This window comes from Streptomyces sp. SAS_281 (assembly GCF_052542855.1).
This window is the reverse complement of the sequence record NZ_JBMNDO010000061.1, coordinates 19,255-39,280: the sequence shown is the minus strand read 5'-3', so window position 1 is coordinate 39,280 and position 20,026 is coordinate 19,255. Positions and strand designations below refer to the sequence as shown.

The 20,026-nt window shown below is 73.8% G+C and carries 16 protein-coding genes; 6 read left to right on the top strand and 10 right to left on the bottom strand.

Translation table 11 applies throughout. The features are described from left to right. Positions 1–53 precede the first annotated feature (53 nt). From ACN6LM_RS22630 to ACN6LM_RS22590, 9 genes are all read right to left on the bottom strand, one after another. Positions 54–1,085, bottom strand: coding sequence for a glutamate ABC transporter substrate-binding protein (locus ACN6LM_RS22630; RefSeq protein ID WP_445067200.1), 1,032 nt, complete (start codon positions 1,083–1,085; stop codon positions 54–56). 11 nt (positions 1,086–1,096) lie between these two features. Beyond that, positions 1,097–2,422, bottom strand: a complete 1,326-nt coding sequence (locus ACN6LM_RS22625) for a hypothetical protein (protein WP_445067205.1) — start codon at positions 2,420–2,422, stop codon at positions 1,097–1,099. Between the two features lie 402 nt (positions 2,423–2,824). Then, on the bottom strand, positions 2,825–3,799 hold the full coding sequence (locus tag ACN6LM_RS22620) for an N-acetylglucosamine kinase (RefSeq protein WP_445067199.1): 975 nt from the start codon (positions 3,797–3,799) through the stop codon (positions 2,825–2,827). After that, positions 3,790–5,055 (bottom strand): 6-phospho-beta-glucosidase, encoded by a 1,266-nt coding sequence (locus ACN6LM_RS22615; protein WP_445067198.1) that lies wholly within the window; start codon positions 5,053–5,055, stop codon positions 3,790–3,792. The genes ACN6LM_RS22620 and ACN6LM_RS22615 overlap by 10 nt, the downstream gene beginning before the upstream one ends. 3 nt (positions 5,056–5,058) lie before the next feature. After that, entirely contained in the window at positions 5,059–5,952 is an 894-nt protein-coding gene (locus ACN6LM_RS22610) for a carbohydrate ABC transporter permease (protein ID WP_445067197.1), read from the bottom strand. Between the two features lies 1 nt (position 5,953). Then, entirely contained in the window at positions 5,954–6,895 is a 942-nt protein-coding gene (locus ACN6LM_RS22605) for a carbohydrate ABC transporter permease (RefSeq protein WP_445067196.1), read from the bottom strand. Positions 6,896–6,905: 10 nt separating this feature from the next. Beyond that, on the bottom strand, positions 6,906–8,243 hold the full coding sequence (locus ACN6LM_RS22600; RefSeq protein WP_445067195.1) for an ABC transporter substrate-binding protein: 1,338 nt from the start codon (positions 8,241–8,243) through the stop codon (positions 6,906–6,908). 68 nt (positions 8,244–8,311) lie between these two features. Then, positions 8,312–9,529 carry an ROK family transcriptional regulator gene (locus tag ACN6LM_RS22595; RefSeq protein WP_445067194.1) on the bottom strand — a complete coding sequence of 406 codons (1,218 nt, stop codon included), beginning with the start codon at positions 9,527–9,529 and terminating at the stop codon, positions 8,312–8,314. A gap of 178 nt (positions 9,530–9,707) precedes the next feature. Continuing rightward, complete coding sequence (locus ACN6LM_RS22590) at positions 9,708–10,763, bottom strand: mechanosensitive ion channel family protein (protein ID WP_445067193.1); 1,056 nt, start codon at positions 10,761–10,763, stop codon at positions 9,708–9,710. A 291-nt stretch (positions 10,764–11,054) separates the two neighbouring features. On the opposite strand from ACN6LM_RS22590, the gene ACN6LM_RS22585 reads away from it, so the two are divergent. Further along, the gene (locus tag ACN6LM_RS22585) at positions 11,055–11,591 is read left to right on the top strand and encodes an HNH endonuclease (RefSeq protein WP_164399170.1); all 537 of its coding nucleotides are present in this window, start codon (positions 11,055–11,057) and stop codon (positions 11,589–11,591) included. Between the two features lie 81 nt (positions 11,592–11,672). On the opposite strand, the gene ACN6LM_RS22580 is transcribed toward ACN6LM_RS22585, so the two are convergent. Beyond that, complete coding sequence (locus ACN6LM_RS22580; RefSeq protein ID WP_445067192.1) at positions 11,673–14,675, bottom strand: beta-N-acetylglucosaminidase domain-containing protein; 3,003 nt, start codon at positions 14,673–14,675, stop codon at positions 11,673–11,675. Between the two features lie 313 nt (positions 14,676–14,988). Between ACN6LM_RS22580 and ACN6LM_RS22575 the strand changes: the two genes are divergently transcribed. The 5 genes from ACN6LM_RS22575 (at position 14,989) to alc (ending at position 20,009) form a co-directional block, all read left to right on the top strand. Further along, positions 14,989–15,255, top strand: a complete 267-nt coding sequence (locus tag ACN6LM_RS22575; RefSeq protein ID WP_445067191.1) for a hypothetical protein — start codon at positions 14,989–14,991, stop codon at positions 15,253–15,255. Then, complete coding sequence (malQ, locus tag ACN6LM_RS22570) at positions 15,256–17,451, top strand: 4-alpha-glucanotransferase (protein WP_445067190.1); 2,196 nt, start codon at positions 15,256–15,258, stop codon at positions 17,449–17,451. 62 nt (positions 17,452–17,513) lie between these two features. Beyond that, positions 17,514–17,744, top strand: coding sequence for a hypothetical protein (locus ACN6LM_RS22565; protein WP_445067189.1), 231 nt, complete (start codon positions 17,514–17,516; stop codon positions 17,742–17,744). Positions 17,745–17,871: 127 nt separating this feature from the next. After that, complete coding sequence (locus ACN6LM_RS22560; RefSeq protein WP_445067188.1) at positions 17,872–18,810, top strand: LysR family transcriptional regulator; 939 nt, start codon at positions 17,872–17,874, stop codon at positions 18,808–18,810. Between the two features lie 59 nt (positions 18,811–18,869). After that, the gene (alc, locus tag ACN6LM_RS22555) at positions 18,870–20,009 is read left to right on the top strand and encodes an allantoicase (protein WP_445067187.1); all 1,140 of its coding nucleotides are present in this window, start codon (positions 18,870–18,872) and stop codon (positions 20,007–20,009) included. Positions 20,010–20,026 lie beyond the last annotated feature (17 nt).

Below are 20,026 nucleotides of genomic sequence, written 5' to 3'. Positions count from 1 at the left end.
GCCGGGCCTGGGCCCCGCGGGATCAGTGCCGCCGCCCGCAGGGCGGGGCCGCCCTAGTCCCGGTACTTCGGCTCCGGCGGGCCCTGGACCCCCGGCAGGCCCTCCTGGAGCCAGGCGCGGTACGACTTCATCCAGAGGCTGTCCGCGCCGCCCGCCCGGTAGTCGACCAGGACCTCGTTGACCCGGGACACCAGGTCGTCCGCGCCCTTCTTCGTGGCCACGCCGTAGTACTCCGTGGTGAACGGGTCGCCCTTGAGCTCGACCGCCGGGTCCTGGGCGGCCTGTCCGGCGGCCAGTGCGTTGTCCGTGACGACCGCGTCGACCTCGCCCAGCTGGAGCCGTACCAGGCAGTCCAGCTGGTTCGGGACGGTGAGCCGGTCCTCGTCGGCCGCCGTGCCGTCGTGCTCGTCCTTGAAGACCGAGCCGAACGACTCCTTCTCCAGCGCCTCGTACGCGGTGGAGCCCTCGGCGGTGCAGATGCGCTTGCCGGCCAGCGTGGAGTTGAAACCGGTGATCGAGCGGTCCTCCTTCGCGGCGAGGACCTGCTGGCCCGCCTGGAAGTAGGCCGTGGAGAACGAGACCTGCTTCAGCCGGGCGCAGTTGATCGTCATCGTCCGCACGACCACGTCGACCTTGTCGTTCTCCAGCGCGGCGATGCGCTGGTTGGTCGGGATCGCCCGGAAGACCACCTTGCCGCCGTCGCCGAGGATGTCCTTCGCGAGAGCGCGGACCAGGTCGATGTCGAAGCCTTCGAGGTCACCGGTCGCCGGATTGCGGAAGCCCCACTGGAAGCTGTTCTGGTCGACGCCCGCGATGAGCTTGCCGCGCTCCTTGATCTTGCGGATCGCGTCCCCGTCCGCCTCGCCCGGCCGCAGGCTGGCCTCCGGGTCCGTGCAGGCGTCGGCCTTCGCCTGGAGGGCGTGCGCCGCGCCGGGCCCCGTCACCTGGGGGCCGAAGACGTCGTCGCCCGGGTGGGACAGCGGCAGCAGGGTCAGCGACGCGGTCAGCGCGCAGGCGGCGGCCATCGCGGTCACCCCGCCCCAGCCGCGCAGCCGGCCGATGCCCTTCGCGTTCTTCGCTGTCATCGCTCCCCCTGTCACCGGAACTCCGAGAGCCTGCGGTTGACCCCGACGATCGCCGCGACCGCGCCCAGTACGGCCAGGAGCGCCGCGCCGACGGGCAGGCCGCCCAGGGCGCCGCGGCCGTCCCGCGCGGCCCGGGTGAAGTCGTCCTGCTCATGCGCCAGGGCGTCGCGCAACGCGTCGTCCACCTTCTTGAAGGACTCGCCCGTGGAGTCTTCCTGGCCGATGATCTGTTCCAGGGCCGATTCGTAGTCCCCGGCGTCGTCGGTCTTCCGGGCCGTACGGTGCCGGCCCTGCCACTCCTCGACCGCCCCGGCCGCCGCGGCGACCGGCTTGCCGCCCTCGCCGTCCCCGGTGTCCTCGGACAGCTTCGCCGCCGCGGCCAGCTCCTCGCCGAGCGCCTTCATCCCCGCCGTGTAGTCGGTCTCGTACTTGTCGTTCTTGCCGTCCGCGGTGAGCACCGCACCCCGGGCGACCACCGTCAGGTTCTCGTCGGCGCGCGCCTTCAGCGAGTCGATGCGCGCCCGGTTGAGCACGTCCATCGGCCGCTGCCCGTGCGAATCGGCCTCGGCCAGACCGGACCTGGCCACCGTGTGCCCGACCGCCAGCCACAGCAGCAGCACCGCCGTCGCGGCCGTCGCGGCCAGCAGGCCGTGGTTGAACACCCGGTTCGTCCTGCGGTAGTTGCGGCGCTGCGCCCAGACCAGCACGGCCAGCGCGACGACTCCGGCGCCGAGCGAGAGCAGCGGCCACCCGCGCGCGGAGCTCTGGTCCTCGCCGAGCCGGCCGGTCTCCGCCGCGTACAGCCGCTCGGCGGCCGGCAGCAGCTCGCCGGACATCGTCTGGTTCGCGTACCGCAGGTAGGCGCCGCCCAGCGGGAGCCCCTGCCGGTTGTTGGCGCGGGCGCGCTCGATCAGGCCCGTGTAGCGGGGGAGCCCTTCGTTGAGCGTGGTGATCTCGCGGCCGGACGCCGTGGCCGCGTCCGTGTTCGCCGCGGCCTTCACCAGCAGCCGCGACGCCTCCTCGATGTCCTTCACGTACTGCTCGTGCACCGCGCGCGGCTCCTGCGGCCCGGCCAGGAAGCCGCTCGCCGCCGCCGCGTCCGCGTCCGCGAGCGAGCGGTAGATGCCCGCCGCGTCCGCGCTGAGCGGCTGGCTGCGCTCCACCACGTCGTCGGCGGAGGCGGCCCGGTTGCTGATCTGGAGCGCCGTCACCGCCCCGAACGCCAGGACCAGGAGCGCCAGGACGGCCCCGATGACGCGCAGCCGGCCCGGTTCGGTGGTCGCGGCCGCACGCAGCCGCCCCGCGACGGCGGCCCGGGTGCTCGGCTGCTGCGGCACGGGCGCGGGCACGGCCTCCGGCGCGGGCGGCTGCCCCAGGGCACCTCGCGGCGCCTCACGCGCACTCGGCGGGTGTGTCACTCGACCTCCCCCTCGGTCACTGACGACGGCCCGCCCCCCGGCCGATCGGGGGACTGGTGCCCGGCCAGAAGTATGGCCTCAGGGACCGGCACCCACATCCAGAACGCCTGGATCGGACACCGGACCACGCAGCGGCCGGCCGTGACCGGCCGCGGTCCACCGCATTCGATCAAGACCGGCGCCGTTGATCAAGGCGAACGGCACGATCCCCCGCGGACCGCCCTCCCCATCAACAACACGTCCCAGACGACCGATCGGTTCCCGAATGCGCAAGGCGCCCCGCAACCAGCAGGCTACGGGGCGCCTTTGACGGGCGGCCACTCAGGCGTACCGCGCCCGCAGCCTCGCGTGCACCTCCGGCGCCGCGCCCGTGTGGTCGAGGCCCAGGAGCCCCGCACCGAGGACCGGTGACTCCTGCACCACGCGCACCACCGCCTTCGGGGCCCGCGCCGCCAGGAGTTCGCGGATCCGGTCGTCCAGCCGCGGATGGCGCGCCGCCAGAACGCTGCCGCCGAGGAGCACCGGAGCCTCCTCGTCCAGCAGCCCGAGGCGGGTCAGCGCGACCGAGGCCAGCGCCACGACCTCCTCGGCCAGCCGGTCCACCAGGGCCCGCGCCACCGGGTCGCCGGCCGCTCCCGTCGCGAAGAGCACCGGGGCCAGTTCGTGCCGGCGCTCCGGCGCGATGCGGCCCAGGTGCAGCGCCTCGATCAGCGCGTACATCGAGCCGAGCCCGAAGTGCGCGGGGAGCGTCCGGGCCAGCTCGGTCGGCTCGCCGCGGCCGTCCTCGGCGCGCGCGGCGAACCACAGCGCCTCCTCGGACAGCCCCGAACCGCCGCCCCAGTCACCGGAGATCCGCCCGATCGCCGGGAAGCGCGCGGTGCGCCCGTCCGGGACCATGCCGACGCAGTTGATGCCCGCGCCGCACACCACGGCCACGCCGCGCGGCTCGTCGATCCCGGCCCGCAGGATCGCGAAGGTGTCGTTGCGCACCTCGACGGTCCGGCCCCAGCCGCGCGCGGCCAGCGCCGCCGTCAGCTGCTCCTCCTCGACCGGCAGGTCCGCGTTGGCGAGGCAGGCGGACACATGGGCGACCTGCCCGGCGTCCGCCCCGGCCTCGGTGAACGCCCGCTCCACCGCCGCGCCGAGCACGTCGACGGCCGCCTCCACACCGACCACCGGCGGCTGGAACCCGCCGCCCCTGGCCGTGGACAGCACCGTGCCGTCCGCACCGATGAGGGCCACATCGGTCTTGCTGTTCCCCGCGTCGATCGCGAGGACGGAACCGTTCACGCCCACGCGAGGTGCTCCCGGTTGTGCGCGATCAGCTTGTCGGTCAGCGCCTCGGCGTACTCGAACTGGCCGATCAGGGGGTGCGCCAGCAGCGCCTTGGACACCCGTTCCCGGCCGCCGTGCAGCGCGGCCCGGAGCGCCAGGTCCTCGTACGCCGTGACGTTGGCGATGAGCCCCGCGTACAGCGGGTCCAGGGTGGGCACGGCGAGCGGCGTGGCGCCGGAGCCGTCGACCTTCGCCTGGACCTCGATCACCGCGTCGTCCGGCAGGAACGGCAGGGTGCCGTTGTTGTACGTGTTGACCACCTGGTGCGCCGAGCCGCCGCCGCCCAGGAGCGCCGCCGCCAGGTCCACGGCGGCCTCCGAGTAGAAGGCGCCGCCGCGCTTGGCGAGCAGCGCGGGCTTCTCGTCCAGCGCCGGATCGCCGTACATGGCCAGGAGCTCCTTCTCCATGGCGGCGACCTCGGCGGCCCGGGAGGGCTTGCTGCCGAGCTCGCGGACGACCTCGTCGTGCGCGTAGAAGTACCGCAGGTAGTACGAGGGGACGACGCCGAGCCGGTCCACGACCGCGCGCGGCATGTGCAGGTCGTCCGCGATGGCGTCGCCGTGCTCGGCGATCAGCCGGGGCAGCACGTCCTCGCCCTGCGGCCCGCCGAGGCGCGCCCCCAGCTCCCAGGTGAGGTGGTTCAGCCCGACGTGGTCGAGGTGCACCTCGCCGGGGGCCACGTCGAGCAGCCGGGCGAACTTGCGCTGGAAGCCGATCGCCACGTTGCACAGGCCGACGGCCTTGTGCCCGGCCTGGAGCAGGGCGCGGGTGACGATGCCCACCGGGTTGGTGAAGTCGATGATCCAGGCGTCCGGGTTGGCCCGCCGGACCCGCTCGGCGATGTCCAGGACGACCGGGACGGTGCGCAGCGCCTTGGCGAGGCCGCCGGCCCCGGTGGTCTCCTGGCCGACGCAGCCGCATTCCAGGGGCCAGGTCTCGTCCTGGTTGCGGGCGGCCTGGCCGCCGACGCGCAGCTGGAGCAGGACGGCGTCCGCTCCGGCGACGCCCGCGTCGACGTCCGAGGTGGTGACGATGCGGCCCGGGTGGCCCTGCTTGGCGAAGATCCGCCGGGCGAGGCCGCCCACGAGGTCGAGCCGGTCGGCGGTCGGGTCGACGAGGACCAGCTCCTCGACCGGCAGCGTGTCACGCAGCCGGGCGAATCCGTCGATCAGTTCGGGGGTGTAGGTGGACCCGCCACCCACTACAGCGAGCTTCATGGTTCAGCCCTTTACTCCGGTCAGTGTGACGCCCTCGACAAATGCCTTCTGAGCGAAGAAGAAGACGACGATCACAGGGGCCATGACCAGAACGGTCGCGGCCATGGTCAGGTTCCAGTCGGTGTGGTGCGCGCCCTTGAAGGACTCCAGTCCGTAACTCAGTGTCCAGGCGCCCGGGTTCTCGGAGGCGTAGATCTGCGGGCCGAAGTAGTCGTTCCAGGCGTAGAAGAACTGGAAGAGGGCGACGGCGGCGATTCCCGGCTTGGCCATCGGCACCACCACGCGCAGCAGGGCGCGCAGTTCGCCGCAGCCGTCGACCTTCGCCGCGTCGAGGTACTCGTCGGGGATGGTCAGCAGGAACTGCCGCAGCAGGAAGATGGAGAACGCGTCGCCGAAGGCCATCGGGATGATCAGCGGCCAGAGCGTGCCGGACAGGTCCAGTTGCTTGGCCCAGAAGAGGTACATCGGGATGACCACGACCTGCGGCGGCAGCATCATCATCGAGATGACGAGCATCAGCGACAGACGCCGGCCGCGGAAGCGGAACTTGGCGAGCGCGTACGCCACGGGCAGCGAGGACACGACCGTGAGGACGGTGCCGAGACCCGCGTACAGCAGGGTGTTCCGCCACCAGGTCAGGAAGCCCGGGGTGTCGAACACCCTCGTGTAGTTGGCCCACTCGAAGGGGTGCGGCCACAGGTCCCGGGTGAGGGCCTGCTGGTCGCTCATCAGCGAGGTGAGCACGAGGAAGACGAACGGCAGCACGAAGAAGAGGGCCGCCGCCACGCCGAGCGCGTGCACGGCGATCCAGTTCAGCAGCGCCTTGCGGCGCGCGACGCGCTGGGCGGGGGAGACGGGCTCGCCCGCCGCCGTCGGGGTGTGGAGAACCTGCGCCATGTCACTCACCTGCCTGGATCAGTCCGCTGCGGCGCCGCATCAGCAGTGCGGTGAACGCCATGGCGAGGACGAAGAGTACGAGCGCGACCACGCAGGCGGAGCCGTAGTCGAAGCGCTGGAAACCGAGGTTGTAGACCAGCTGCGGAAGCGTCAGTGTCGACTTGTCGGGATAGCCGGGTTCGAACTGCTGGCCCGAGCCGCCCATCACGCCGGACGCGACCTTCCCGGCCACCAGCGGCTGGGTGTAGTACTGCATCGTCTGGATGATGCCGGTCACCACGGCGAACATGATGATCGGCGAGATGTTCGGCAGCGTGACGTACCGGAACCGGTGGTACGCGGTCGCCCCGTCCAGCTCCGCCGCCTCGTACTGCTCCTTCGGTACGTCGAGCAGCGCGGCCATGAAGATCACCATCAGGTCGCCCACCCCCCACACCGCGAGCGCGGTCAGCGCCGGCTTGGACCAGGTGGCGTCGGTGAACCAGCCGGGCGTGCCCATCCCCAGATCGCCGAGGATCGAGTTGACCGGCCCGGTCCCGGGGTTGAGCAGGAAGACGAAGCCCAGCGTGGCCGCGACCGGCGGCGCCAGGTAGGGCAGGTAGAACAGCGTCCGGAAGACACCCGTGCCCGTCTTGATCCTGGTGATCAGCATCCCGACGCCGAGTCCGAAGACCACCCGGCAGGCCACCATCACGACGACCAGCCACAGCGTGTTGCGCAGCGCCGGCCAGAACAGCGGGTAGTCCTCGAAGACGTACGTCCAGTTCTTGAAGCCGCTGAACTCGGGGGCGGCGAAACCGTCGTAGTGGGTGAACGAGAAGTAGACCGTGGAGATCAGCGGGTAGGCGAAGAAGACGCAGAACCCGATCAGCCAGGGCGACATGAAGGCCGCCGTTCGAAGCGCCGACCTGCGGCGCTTCGAACGGAGTGTGTACGTGCTCATCGTGGCGGCTCTACTTCGCCTGGGCGATCGCCGCGTCGATCTCCTTGGCGGTCCGCTCCAGCCCCGCCTTGACGTCCTTCTGCTTGCCCTTCTCGACGTCGTAGCCGAGGTTCTGCAGGGACGTCAGGTACGCGCCGCCGTTCACCGAGGGCGGGGTGGTGGTGGACTTCGGGTTCGCGGCGATGTCCAGGAACGTCTTGAAGCGCGGGTCGTACTTCAGCTTCGGCGACTTCAGCGCGGCCAGCGTGGAGGGCACGTTGTGGATGGCGTTGGCGAAGTTCACCACCGCGTCGGTGTCGGTCGTCATGAACTTGACCAGTTCCCAGGCGGCGTTCTGCTTGCCGGAGGTGGCCGCGATGCCCGCGATGGTGCCGGTCAGATAGCCCTTGCCGTAGGTGTCGGCCTCGTCGTCCGCGACCGGCATCGGGGCCACCCCGATCTCGAACCCGGGTTTAGCGTCCTCGGCCATGCCGAGCCGCCACTCGCCGTCCAGCTGCATGGCGACCTGGCCGGTGTGGAACGGGTGCTTGGCGCCCCACTCGTCACCGAAGCCGGTACGGAACTTCTCCAGCTTCGCGTAGCCGCCGAGCGAGTCGACCAGCTTCTTCTGGGTGGTGAGCATCGCGGCGAACGCCGGGTCCTTCGCGATGTTCGACTTGCCGTCCGCGTCGAAGTAGGCGGGGTTCCAGCCGCCGAGGTAGTGCTCGGTGGTCGCCTCGTAGCCGTGGTACGTCGGCATGAAGCCCAGCTGCTCGTACGTGTCGCCCTTGGCCTTCGTCAGCTTCTCGGCGTCGGCCGCGAACTCGGACCAGGTCTTCGGCGGGTCCGTGATCCCGGCCTTCTCGAAGGCGTCCTTGTTGTAGTAGAGCCCGTACGCGTCACCCAGCAGCGGGACCGTGCAGCGCACCCCGTCGAACTGGGTGTACTCGTTCATCGCCTTCGGGAAGGTCGCCTCGGGGTCGATGCCGTCCTTCTTCAGGAACGGGTTGAGGTCCACGAACGCCTTCGAGGAGCAGAACTTGCCCACGTTGTTCGTGGTGAACGACGAGACCACGTCCGGCGCCTTGGACCCGCCGGCGCGCAGCGCCTGGTTGATCTTGTCGTCGGTCATGTTGCCGACGACCTTCACGTGGATGTTGGGGTGGGCCTTCTCGAAGGCGGCGATCGTGGCCTCGATGCCCTTCACCTCGCCCGGCGCGCTCCAGCCGTGCCAGAACGTGATGGTCGTCTCCTTGGACGCGTCATCGTCGGCCCCGGAGCCGCTCTGGCCGGTACAGGCGGAGGCGAACAGGGCTATCGCGGCGGTCGCGGCGAGTGCGACGGCCGGCTTCCGGCGGTTTCCGGACATGGTGGTGTCTCCCGGTGAAGGGTGTCGGTCAGGGACGGGGTGTGCGGGGGAAGAGGTGACGTGGAAGGTCAGCGCGAGGTGTCGAACACTTCGTCGCGGGTGGTGGCGAGCGCGCTCTCCAGCGCGCCGCGCAGTACGGGCCGGTGGGTGACGTCCCCGGCGAGCAGCCGGGGCCTGGACGCGGCGAGTTCGGCCAGCTCGGCCGCGACCCGGACGCGCAGCTGCTCCCCGCCGCGGGAGAACAGCGCGCCGGAGAGCACGACGATCTCCGGGTCGAGGACGGCGACCAGGGAGGCGAGGCCGGTCGCGAGGCCGGTGGCGAACCGGTCGAGCAGCGTGGCGTACGGCCCGCCCTCGCCCCGCTCCACGGCCTCGGCGGCCCGGCCCACCAGCTCGGCGGCGATCTCGTGATGGGTGCCGGAGGCCGGCGCGTCCTCGATGCCCAGCTCCCGGGCCAGGCGCGCCAGCACCTGGGCGCCCGCCAGCTCCTGGAAGCCGCCCGCGTTGGCCTTGGTGACCTGGCGGACCAGCGGCGCCCCCGGCACCGGCAGGAAGCCGACCTCACCGGCGCCCCCGGTGAAGCCCCGGTGCAGCCGGCCGTTGATGACGAGTGCGGCGCCCAGCCCCTCCTCGTTCCACAGGAGCACGAAGTCGCCGTGGCCCCGGGCCGCGCCGCGCCGCTGCTCGGCCACCGCGACGAGGTTGACGTCGTTCTCGTACTCGACGGGCATCGGCAGCACGGCCGCCAGCTCGTCGAGCAGCGTGGTGGAGTGCCAGCCCGGCAGGTGCGAGGCGTAGCGCAGCCGGCCCGTGTTCGGGTCGAAGGCGCCCGGCGTGCCGATGACCACCCGGTGCACGTCGGCCCGGGTCAGCCCGGCGGCCGCCACCGCGCCGTCCAGCGCCCCGGTCACCTCCCGCACCACGCTGTCGGCGCGCCGCCCGGGGGTCCGCAGCTCGAACTCCCCGACCGTCTCGCCGGTCACATCGGCGACGGCGGCGACGATCCGGTGGGTGTTCACGTCGAGCCCGGCGACATGGGCGGCGGAGGCGTTGACCGCGTACAGCTGGGCGTTGGGGCCGGGACGCCCGGCGGCGGTCCCGGTGGCGACGACCAGTCCCGCGGCTTCGAGGCGCACCAGCAGCTGGGAGGCGGTGGGCTTGGAGAGCCCGGTGAGCTTCCCGATCCGGGTCCGCGACAGGGGGCCGTGCTCCAGGAGCAGATCGAGGGCGGCGCGGTCGTTCATGGCACGCAGCACCCTGGGGGTGCCCGGCGTGTTTCCGGCCATGAGCGTTGCACCAGCCCCTCTGTTAGGAAAGTTTCCTATTCGGTGAGAGGAACGTAGGGCCCGGGCCGCTGAGGCGTCAATGACCTGACCGCCGGTGGCAACCAAAGCGTTACCTGGGCCCGGACCAGGCCGGGAAACGACGACGGCCGGGGACCGCTCGGGTCCCCGGCCGGGCCGGCTACTTCGTGGTGCTCGGCGGCGGGATCGGGGTCGTCGCCAGCGACTGCGGGGAGGTCGCCGACGCGTACGCCGAGGGGGCGGCCATCCCCGCCGTGGGATCGGCCTCCGGCGCGTCCTCCGGGGCACCCGCCACCATGCTGATGCCCGCCGCGTCCAGCGCCACCTTGATGCGCCAGCGCAGCTCGCGCTCCACGCCGACCGCCTGGCCCGGCATGGTCTTCGCGCTCACCCGGACCGTCATCGAGTCGATCAGCACCGTGTCCAGCCCCAGGATCTCGACCGGGCCCCACAGGCGTTCGGTCCAGGGCTCCTCCTTGGCCATCTCCTGGGCGGCCTCGGTGATGACGGCACGGATCCTCTCCAGGTCCTCCGTGGGGCGTACCTGGACGTCCACGTTGGCCGTGGACCAGCCCTGGCTGAGGTTGCCGATCCGCTTGACCTCGCCGTTGCGGACGTACCAGATCGCGCCGTTCTCGCCGCGCAGCTTGGTGACGCGCAGGCCCACCTCGATGACCTCGCCGGAGGCGACGCCCGCGTCGATCTGGTCGCCGACCCCGTACTGGTCCTCCAGGATCATGAAGACCCCCGAGAGGAAGTCGGTGACCAGGTTCCGGGCGCCGAAACCGAGCGCGACGCCGGCGACCCCGGCGGAGGCGAGGAGCGGGGCCAGGTTGATCTGGAACGCGCCCAGGATCATCAGGGCCGCGGTGCCCAGGATCAGGAACGAGGCCACCGAACGGAGCACCGAGCCGATCGCCTCCGACCGCTGGCGGCGGCGCTCCGCGTTGACCAGGAGACCGCCGAGCGCGGTGCCCTCCACGGCCTGCGCGCTGCGGTTCATCCGTTCTATGAGCTTGGTCAGGGCGCGGCGGACCGCGATGCGCAGCACGACCGCGACCGCCGCGATGAGGATGATCCGCAGGCCCGTGTTCAGCCAGGTGGACCAGTTCTCCTCCACCCAGCCCGCGGCGTCTCCGGCCTGCCTCGCGGCTTCGTCCAGCGAGCCGCCGGGCTCCGGTGACGGGGCTGCGGCCAACAGGGCGGACAGGGACACGGCGAAACCTCCAGGGGCGAGCGCTGAGCGGAAGAGCGCTGAACAACCACACTAACGGGGCATCACCCGTGCTCCGTTTCCGTGAACGGGGGGAGAGACACGGCTCACCCGGAGATATGGAACGGATAAGGGGGCGGGGGCGGCCGGGGTGCCGCCGGGCACGACCGCGGGAAAAATTCCTTCCGGCCCGTTACCCGCACGTGGTGGCGCTTCGACCAGGCGTGAGGGGAGACTGAGAGCGGAGATCGTCCCGGCGCGAGCCACGCGCCGCCGGCGTACAAGGAGGCATCCGTGCCGCATGTCCTGGTTCTCAACGCGTCGTACGAGCCGCTCGGCGTCGTACCGCTCCGCCGCGCACTCGTCCTCGTCCTCGAGAACAAGGCCATCTGTCTTGAGGAGTCCGGCGCCCTCATGCACAGTGCAACCCGGGCCGTCCCGGCCCCCAGCGTCGTCCGGCTCAAGCGGTTCGTCCGCGTCCCCTACCGCGGTCCGGTGCCGCTGACCCGGCGGGCCCTGTTCGCCAGGGACGGCGGGCGCTGCATGTACTGCGGGGCCGCGGCGACCAGCGTCGACCACGTCATCCCGCGCAGCCGGGGCGGCCTGCACGCCTGGGACAACGTGGTGGCGGCCTGCCGCCGCTGCAACCACGTCAAGGCCGACCGCCATCTGCCCGAGCTCGGCTGGCGGCTGCACCAGCAGCCCGCCCCGCCGACCGGACTGGCCTGGCGGATCATCGGCACGGGGCACCGCGACCCGCGCTGGCTGCCCTATCTGCAACCGTTCGGCGCGGACGACGCGATGGCCCGGATCGACGGCGTCTCCGCCTGAGACCGGGCCCGCGTGCTTCCCGGGGCGGTCCGCCGCACCGGGGCCCCGGCCTGCCGTGGCCCGCCCCGCCGCCGTGCCCCGTCAGTCGTCCTCCGCCACCGCGTACGCCTCGGCCGACCAGAGCGAGATGCCGTACTTCGTGGCCCGCTCGTCGCCCACGACCCGCACGAACCGGGTGTCCTGCGCGTCCATCCGCACCGACTCGCGGCCGCCCCGGCCCTCGCGGACGGTCGCGGCGGTGCGCCAGTAGCGGCCGTCCGACGACACCTGGACGCGGTAGCGCGACGGGTACGCGTCCTGCCAGTGCAGCACCACCCGGCCGAGGCGGACCGGGGCGGGCAGTTCCGCCTGCCACCACGCCTCGTCCTCGGCCGGTGAGGACCAGCGCGTCTCCGGGTCGCCGTCGGACGCGGCGGACGCCGGGAAATCGGCGGTCTCGTCGCCCGACGAGGAGGCGGCGGCCCCGCGCAGCAGGTCGGGCCCGGCGGTACGCGGGTAGGCCCGCACGGTCAGGGTGGTCCGCTCGTCCCCGAAGGCGAACGGCACCTCGTACTCGCCGGCCGGGGTGTCCTCCGGGACCGTGATCTCCACCGGGACCTCGGTCCGCGCCCCGCGCGGCACGGTCGTCCGCTTCGGCACCCGGACCTCGATGCCCTCGGGCGCCTTCGCGGTCAGCCGCCCGCGCACCTCGGCCGGGCGCCGGCCGGACAGCCGGGCCCGGACCTCCTGCGCCCCGCCGCCGATGACCGCGTCCGTCTCGCCGCGCGCCAGGTCCAGCCGGGCGGCCGGCTCGTCGCCGAACCAGGGCACCAGGGAGCGCACGTCCGGGGCGGTCCCCGCGCGGACGGACGCGCCGGCCAGCGGCGGGATGATCAGGGGCGGGGCACCGCCCGCCAGCGGGGTCGCGGCCGGCCAGCTGATCCGGACCGCGTCGGCCCGCACCCCCTCGCCCGCCGCCTGGGTCCACCCGCTCGCCGACAACGGGCCGAGCGCGCGCCACCCCTCGCCCGGAACGTGCGCCTGGACCGTCGCGCCCGCCGCCGCGCCGTCGTCCGGCACGGTCGTCGCGGTGACCGCCTCCAGCGGGCGGGCCCGGTCCAGCCGCACCGTGTAGCTGCCCGGGGCCTCGGACACCTCGCCGCCCGGCCGGTCCGTGCCGGTCCAGGAGCGGGCCTCCTCGCGGACCCGGTCGAGGAACGCGTCGAGGACGCCCTCGCCGACCTTCGCGCCGCCCGCCGCGATGTCCTCGCGGACCGGTTCCAGCGCCAGGGAGGCCTGCCAGGCGGCGGCCCCGTCGCCCCGGGCCTGGGCGCGCAGCAGGTCAACGGCCAGCTCGCCCGCGTGGCCGTAGCGGGACAGCTGCGCGGTCCACGGGCGGACCTCGGCCCCGAGCCGCCCGCCGGCGACGTCCGCGAGCCGCGCCGGGGCCGCCCGCATCCCGCCGAACGCCTCCCGCAGCCGGTCCGCCGCCGCGTCGAACGCCTTGCCGTCGCCGTCCGCGTACGCCGTGCGGAACGCGGCGATCAACGGCCGCAGATACGCGGACTCGGTGGAGCCGAGCACGGAGCCCGCGCTGTTGCCCGCGAGCGCCCGCAGCGCGTCGGCGCTCCGGCCGTCGCCGCCCGCGAGGTCGTCGATCGCGGCCTCCCAGGACTTCGCGGGGTCGTAGCCCCTCGGGTTCCACGCGAAGTCGGCGGCCGTGAAGAGCGGGATGCGGGAGGCGGCGGGCTGCTCCATCGCATTGGCCAGCAGCGCCGCCGAACCGGACGCCACCGCCGGGTCCCGGCCGGTGTACGGGCCGAGGAAGATCCGGTCCTGCGCGTAGTCGTTGACCGGGTAGTTGTCCATGGTCATCAGCGGGTGCCCGAACGCGGCACGCGCCTCGGCCAGTTCACCGCCGGTGATGGTCCTCGGCACGACTCCGACGCCCGTCCAGGCGACCTCGACCCCCTCCGCCAGCTCCCGCGCGAGCGCCGTGCGGTACGCGGTCGCGCCGTCCTGGTAGTACTCCGTCGGCATCACCGACAGCGGCAGGGCGTCCGGGTGCCGCTCCGCCAGGTGGCGGGCCACGCCGTTCACGACACGGGCCTGCGCCCGGGCCGCCGCCCGGGGGCCGCTGCCGAAGGCGTCCGCGTCGGCCGCGCAGTGCCACTCGCTGTAGCTGACGTCCTGGAACTGCACCTGGAAGGCCCGCACCCCCAGGTCCCACATCGCGTCCGTCTTCCGCGCCAGCGCCTTGAGGTCGCGGTCCGAGGACAGGCACATGGACTGGCCCGGCGCGACCGCCCAGCCGAGCGTCACATGCTCGGCCGCGGCCCGTCGGGCCAGCGCCCGGATGCCGGCCTTCCGTGCCGCCGGGTACGGGTCGCGCCAGCGGGCCTGGCGGTACGGGTCGTCGCCCGCCGCGTACAGATAGCGATTCTGCTTGGTGCGCCCCAGGAAGCCGAGCTGCGCGAGCCGTTCCTCCTGGCTCCACGGCTGCCCGTAGAACCCCTCGGTCAGCCCGCGTACGGCGGTGGCCGGCCAGTCCCGGACGGCGACCCCGGCGATCCTCCCGCCCCGGACCAGCTGGCGCAGCGTCTGCACCGCGTGGAACAGCCCGTCCTCGCCGACGCCCTCCAGGGCCACGGTGTCGCGCTTCGCGACCCGCCCGGAAGCCAGCCGGTAACCGCCCGCCGGCAGATCCGCGCGGGCCGGGGCACCCAGGGCGCGGAGCGCGTCCGCAGCCCCGTCGCCGCCCAGCCGCAGGACGGGGCCGGCGCCCGGCAGCGTCTCGTGGACCGTGCGCACCCCGGCGTCCTCCAGGACCGCGCGCAGCGCCTTTACGGCGTACGGGTCGGCCTCCGCGTCCGCGATCAGGGTGACCTCGCGGCCCAGGGCGACGGCGCGCCCGGCCGCCTCCATGGTCTGCGGGCGCGGCCACACGGCGGGGAGGGCGGCGTCCGCCGCGCGGCTCCGGTCCGCCGCCGGCCTGGTCGCCGGGTCCGGGGGAGCGGCGAGCGCGGGCGGGGCCCCGGCGGCGAGCAGCCCGCCGAGCACGGCCACGGCGACGGCCGTCGCCCGCGTCCTCCCACTGAGCCGCATCCCTGTCTCTCCCCTCGTCCCACCAGTGGGTACCGAGCCCACCACCCCGCGCGCGAGGGTGTCAATGCGCGAGGCGTTCGGTACGGAAATGCCCTGATGTGACCGGTGTGATGAACGGGGCGCGTGCGGCGGGGCCCTACGCGAAAGACAGCGCCGAATGGCCGAAAAAGGCGAACGTCTTGCGGGCAACGGGCCCTGCGGGAACGGAATGTGACCCGGAGCACGTTGAACTCGTTGTTGTCACGCCTACGTCTGCGGCGGCGCCCGCTGGGTAGGCCGTCACTGTCCTGTTCTCCACGGCCAGGAGGCCACCATGCCCGCCATCGCGCAGCGCCCGCTCTCCGCCCTCTCCAAACAGGCATCCGGTCCCGCCCCGCTGATCAGCGCCTGCCCCGCCACCCTGCCCGGCCCGCTCACGAGCGAACCGCCGCTCGCCGACGCCATACCCCTGACCAGCGAGCCCCCGCTCGCCGAGGCCACCCCCCTGACCAGCGAGCCGCCGCTCGCCGTCCTCGCCCCGCTGACCAGCGAACCGGCCGCGTCCGGCTGCGCATGGGGCACGGAGTCCCCAGGAGTCTGAATGGGCTTGTCCCGGCTCGCCGCACTGCACGGCGTCGCCACCGCCTTCTCCCCGTCCGCCGGTGTCACCGAGCCCGTCCCCGAGACCACGGTCGTCGCCGTGCTCGGCGCGCTCGGCGTCGACGCCACGACGCCCGAAGCGGTACGCGACGCCCTCGCCGCCGCCGAGTCGGCCGCCCGCACCCGGCTCCTCCCGGAGACGCTGGTGGTGTGGTCCGGCGAACCGCTGCCACCCGCGCTGACCGGGCTGCCGCCCGGCACGGAGCTGGCCTTCCGGCTGGAGGAGGGCGACGAGCAGGCGGAACCGGCCAGGTTGCGGGTGCCCGCCGGGGAGCCTGATCCGAAGACCCCCGGGGCCGCCCCGGCGGGCGGGCATCCGGCCGGTCCGGGAAGCGCCCCCGCCGTCCCCCGCTGGTGGGCCGAGCCCCCGCTCGGCGTGCACCGGCTCACCGCCCACGCGCCGGACCGCGAGCCCCAGGACTGCACGCTCGTCGTCGCCCCGGCCCGGGCGCCGCAGCCGCCCGCCCGCACCCACGGCTTCCTCGTCCAGCTCTACTCCCTGCTCTCCGCCCGCTCCTGGGGCATGGGCGACCTCGGTGACCTCGCCGACCTCGCCTCCTGGTCCGGCCGCCGGCTCGGCGCCGGCTTCGTCCAGGTCAACCCGCTGCACGCGGCGGTGCCCGGCGACCCCACCGACCCCTCGCCCTACCGCCCGTCATCGCGGCGCTTCCCCGACCCGGTGCACCTGCGCGTCGAGTCCGTCCCGGAGTACGGGCACGTGCCCGACCCGGCCGCGCTCGACACGCTGCGCCGCAAGGGCGCCGAGCTGCGGGAAGCCGTCCTGGACAAGGGCGCCCTCATCGACCGGGACGCCGTCCTGGCGCTCAAGCGGCAGGCCCTCGACCTGATCCTCGCGGTGCCCCTCACGCCCGGGCGGCACGCCGAGTACTGCGACTTCCTCGCCGCCCAGGGGCGTGCCCTGGAGGACCACGCCCTGTGGTGCGCGCTCGCCGAGGTGCACGGCCCCGACTGGCACGGCTGGCCGGACGGGCTGCGCGACCCCCGGTCCGACGCCACCGCCCGCGCCCGCGCCGAACTGCTCGACCGGGTCGACCACCACTGCCGGCTCGCCTGGCTGACCGACACCCAGCTCGCCGACGCCCAACGGGCCGCCCGGGAAGCCGGGATGGCCGTCGGCGTCGTCCACGATCTCGCGGTCGGCGTGCACCCCGGCGGCGCCGACACCTGGGCCCAGCAGGACGCCTTCGCCCACGGCATGTCCGTCGGCGCGCCCCCGGACGCGTTCAACGCGCGCGGCCAGGACTGGGGGCTGCCACCCTGGCGCCCCGACGCCCTCGCCGCCTCCGGCTACGCCCCGTACCGCGGCCTCCTGCGCGGCGCCCTCGCCCACGCGGGCGCCCTCCGCATCGACCATGTGATGGGCCTGTTCCGGCTCTGGTGGGTGCCCGAGGGCCGCCCGCCCACCGAGGGCACCTACGTCGCGCACGACGCGGAGGCGATGCTCGCCGTCCTCGTCCTGGAGGCGCACCGGGCCGGCACCGTCGTCGTCGGCGAGGACCTGGGCACGGTCGAGCCCGGCGTCCGCGAGGCGCTGGCCCGGCGCGGCGTCCTCGGCACCTCGGTGCTCTGGTTCGAGCGCGACTGGGCGGGCGACGGACGCCCCCTGGCGCCCGAGCGGTGGCGCCGGGACTGCCTGGCCACCGCGACCACCCACGATCTGCCCTCCACCGCCGCCCGGCTGACCGGCGACCATGTGACGCTGCGCCACCGCCTCGGCCTGCTCACCCGCCCCCTGGACGAGGAGCTGAGGGAGGACGGCGCGGACACGGCCGAGTGGCTGGCCCTGCTCACCCGGCTCGGGCTGCTCCCCGGGGGCGCTGCGCTTCCCGGGATCGAGGGCGGCGCCGACGAGGAGGCGGCCGTCCAGGCCGTCCACCGCTTCCTGCTGCGCACGCCCGCCCGGATGACCGGGATCTGGCTGCCCGACACCGTCGGCGACCGCCGCCCGCAGAACCTCCCGGGCACCTGGGACCAGTACCCCAACTGGCGGCTGCCGATCGCCGACGCGGAGGGCGTCCCGGTCACGCTGGAGCAACTGGTCGCCTCGCCCCGGCTGCACCGCCTGATGGACGTCCTGCTCGCCCCGCGGGAGCCCGGGGAGGTCCGCGTGCCGTGATCGGGACCCCGTACGGCACCCCCGGGCGCGCGGCCCGCGCGGGCGTTCGCTACGTTTGCACCGTGGACAAGAAGAACGCTATGCGCGCCGGCGCCGTCGCCGCCGGAACGACGCTGATGATGCTGCTGATGTCGTCCCCCGCGCTCGCGCTCACCCGCGACGACGGCGACGACCCGGGTACCGGCCTGAGCGTGATCGACACGCTCGGCCTGTTCGTCCTGGCGCCCCTCGTCCTGTTCGGGATCATCGCGGGCCTGGTCATGGTGCTCGACAAGTCCAAGAAGCAGGCCTGACCCACCTGCCCGGCGACCGGGGTCACGCCCCGGTCCCGCCCCGCACGCCACGGGTGCGCCGCACGGTGACCATCACCGCGCGGCGCACACGCGTGTCCGGACCCGGGCGCGCCGGTAGGTTGCGCCCATGACCGAGTGGGACGTCAAGAAGCTCCGCATCCTGCGCACCCTGCGCGACCGGGGCACGGTCACCGCGACCGCCGACGCCCTGCTGATGACCCCCTCGGCGGTCTCGCAGCAGCTCTCCAACCTGGCCAGGCAGCTCGGCGTACCGCTCCTGGAGGCCCAGGGCCGGCGGGTCCGCCTCACCGACGCCGCCCATCTCGTCCTGCGCCACACCGAGGCGGTCTTCGCCCAACTGGAGCGCGCCGACGCCGAACTGACCGGCTATCTGCGCGGTGAGGCGGGCGAGGTCCGGGTCGCCGCGTTCGCCACCGCCGTGCCCGCCCTCGTCGTCCCGGCCGTGCAGCGGCTGCGCGCCGACGCCCGTCCCGGCCCCGACGTCCGGGTGCGCGAGGCGGAGGCCGCCCAGGCGTACGAACTGCTCGCCGCCGCCGAGGTCGACCTCGCCCTGTCGCTGGCCGCCGACGCCCCGACGGCCCGCGACCCCCGGTTCACCGTCCTGCCGCTTCTCGCCGACCCGCTCGACGTGGCCCTGCCGGCCGGCCACCGCCTCGCGGACGCGCCCGGGCTGCGCCTCGCCGACCTGTCCGCCGAGCCCTGGATCTACGGCGGCTCGGGCCCCTGGTCGGAGATCACCGTCTCCGCGTGCCGGGCGGCGGGCTTCGTACCCGAGCAGGCGCACAGCGCGTCCGGCTGGACGGCGATCCTCGCGATGGTCGCCGCCGACCTGGGGATCGCCCTGGTCCCGCGCATGGCCTCGGCGGAACGGCACGGCCGGGAGGGCGTGGTGATGCGGGTCCTCGACGCGGACCGGCCGCGCCGCCATGTCGTGGCCGCCGTCCGGCGCGGGGGAGAGGACGCCCCGGCGGTGGCCCGGGTCCTCGCGGCGCTGCGCGAGACGGCGGAACCGTACGGGGACGGTGAGACCGTTCAGCTCGGCTGAACAATCCGTGCGGAAACTTTCGATGGACCTACCGGCTTCCGGCGTACGACAGTGAACGCATGACCACCGAACAGGATGAGATCCGGCACGACGACCCCCACGCCAATGACGCGGCCCCGTACGGCGGCGGTGACCCCTACGCCGACTACCGCACCGCCGACCTCCCCTTCACCGACCTCGTGGACCTCGCCGACCGGCGGCTCGGCGCGGGCGTGATCGCCGCCAACGACGAGTTCTTCGCCCAGCGCGAGAACCTGCTCCTCCGGGAGCGCGCGGTCTTCGACCCCGAGCACTTCGGTCACAAGGGCAAGATCATGGACGGCTGGGAGACCCGCCGCCGGCGCGGCGCGGACGCCGACCACCCCTTCCCGGCCCCCGACGAGCACGACTGGGCGCTGATCCGGCTCGGTGCCCCCGGCGTCATCCGCGGCATCGTCGTGGACACCGCCCACTTCCGCGGCAACTACCCGCAGCGCGTCTCCGTCCAGGCCACCCGCGTCGAGGGCGCGCCCGGCCCGGAGGAACTGCTCGCCGACGACGTGAAGTGGGAGGAGATCGTCCCCCCGACCCCCGTGCGCGGCCACGCCGCCAACGGCTTCGAGATCACCGGCGGACGCCGCTACACCCACATCCGCCTCTGCCAGCACCCCGACGGCGGCATCGCCCGCCTCCGCGTGCACGGCGAGGTGGTCCCCGACCCGTCCTGGCTGGCCACGCTCGGCACCTTCGACCTGCTCTCGGTCCTGAACGGCGGCAGTTACGAGGACGCCTCGGACCGGTTCTACTCCTCGCCGACCCAGATCATCCTGCCGGGCACCTCCCGCAAGATGGACGACGGCTGGGAGAACCGCCGCCGCCGGGTCCGCGACACCAACGACTGGGTCCGCTTCCGGCTGCCCGCCCAGGGCGCCGTCCGCGCGGTCGAGATCGACACCGCCTACCTCAAGGGCAACGCGGCCGGCTGGATCGCCCTGCACGGCCGGGACGGCGGGAGCGGCGAGTGGTTCGAGATGATCCCGCGCACCCGCCTCCAGCCCGACACCCTGCACCGCTTCCCGCTGCCGGCGGAGGCCGTGGTCACCCACGTACGCCTCGACGCCTTCCCCGACGGCGGCGTCGCCCGCATGCGCCTGCACGGCTCCCTGACGGAGACCGGCGCCGCCGAGCTGACCGCCCGCTACGAGGCGTCCGCTTCGTAACACCCCCCGCTCCCGCC

Excerpts from the sequence above, each read along its gene's own strand:
- ACN6LM_RS22630 (WP_445067200.1), bottom strand. The coding sequence starts at position 1,085 with ATGACAGCGAAGAACGCGAAGGGCATCGGCCGGCTGCGCGGCTGGGGC.
- ACN6LM_RS22615 (WP_445067198.1), bottom strand. The coding sequence starts at position 5,055 with ATGAAGCTCGCTGTAGTGGGTGGCGGGTCCACCTACACCCCCGAACTG.
- ACN6LM_RS22610 (WP_445067197.1), bottom strand. The coding sequence starts at position 5,952 with ATGGCGCAGGTTCTCCACACCCCGACGGCGGCGGGCGAGCCCGTCTCC.
- ACN6LM_RS22605 (WP_445067196.1), bottom strand. The coding sequence starts at position 6,895 with ATGAGCACGTACACACTCCGTTCGAAGCGCCGCAGGTCGGCGCTTCGA.
- ACN6LM_RS22600 (WP_445067195.1), bottom strand. The coding sequence starts at position 8,243 with ATGTCCGGAAACCGCCGGAAGCCGGCCGTCGCACTCGCCGCGACCGCC.
- ACN6LM_RS22595 (WP_445067194.1), bottom strand. The coding sequence starts at position 9,529 with ATGGCCGGAAACACGCCGGGCACCCCCAGGGTGCTGCGTGCCATGAAC.
- ACN6LM_RS22580 (WP_445067192.1), bottom strand. The coding sequence starts at position 14,675 with ATGCGGCTCAGTGGGAGGACGCGGGCGACGGCCGTCGCCGTGGCCGTG.
- ACN6LM_RS22575 (WP_445067191.1), top strand. The coding sequence starts at position 14,989 with ATGCCCGCCATCGCGCAGCGCCCGCTCTCCGCCCTCTCCAAACAGGCA.
- malQ (WP_445067190.1), top strand. The coding sequence starts at position 15,256 with ATGGGCTTGTCCCGGCTCGCCGCACTGCACGGCGTCGCCACCGCCTTC.
- ACN6LM_RS22560 (WP_445067188.1), top strand. The coding sequence starts at position 17,872 with ATGACCGAGTGGGACGTCAAGAAGCTCCGCATCCTGCGCACCCTGCGC.
- alc (WP_445067187.1), top strand. The coding sequence starts at position 18,870 with ATGACCACCGAACAGGATGAGATCCGGCACGACGACCCCCACGCCAAT.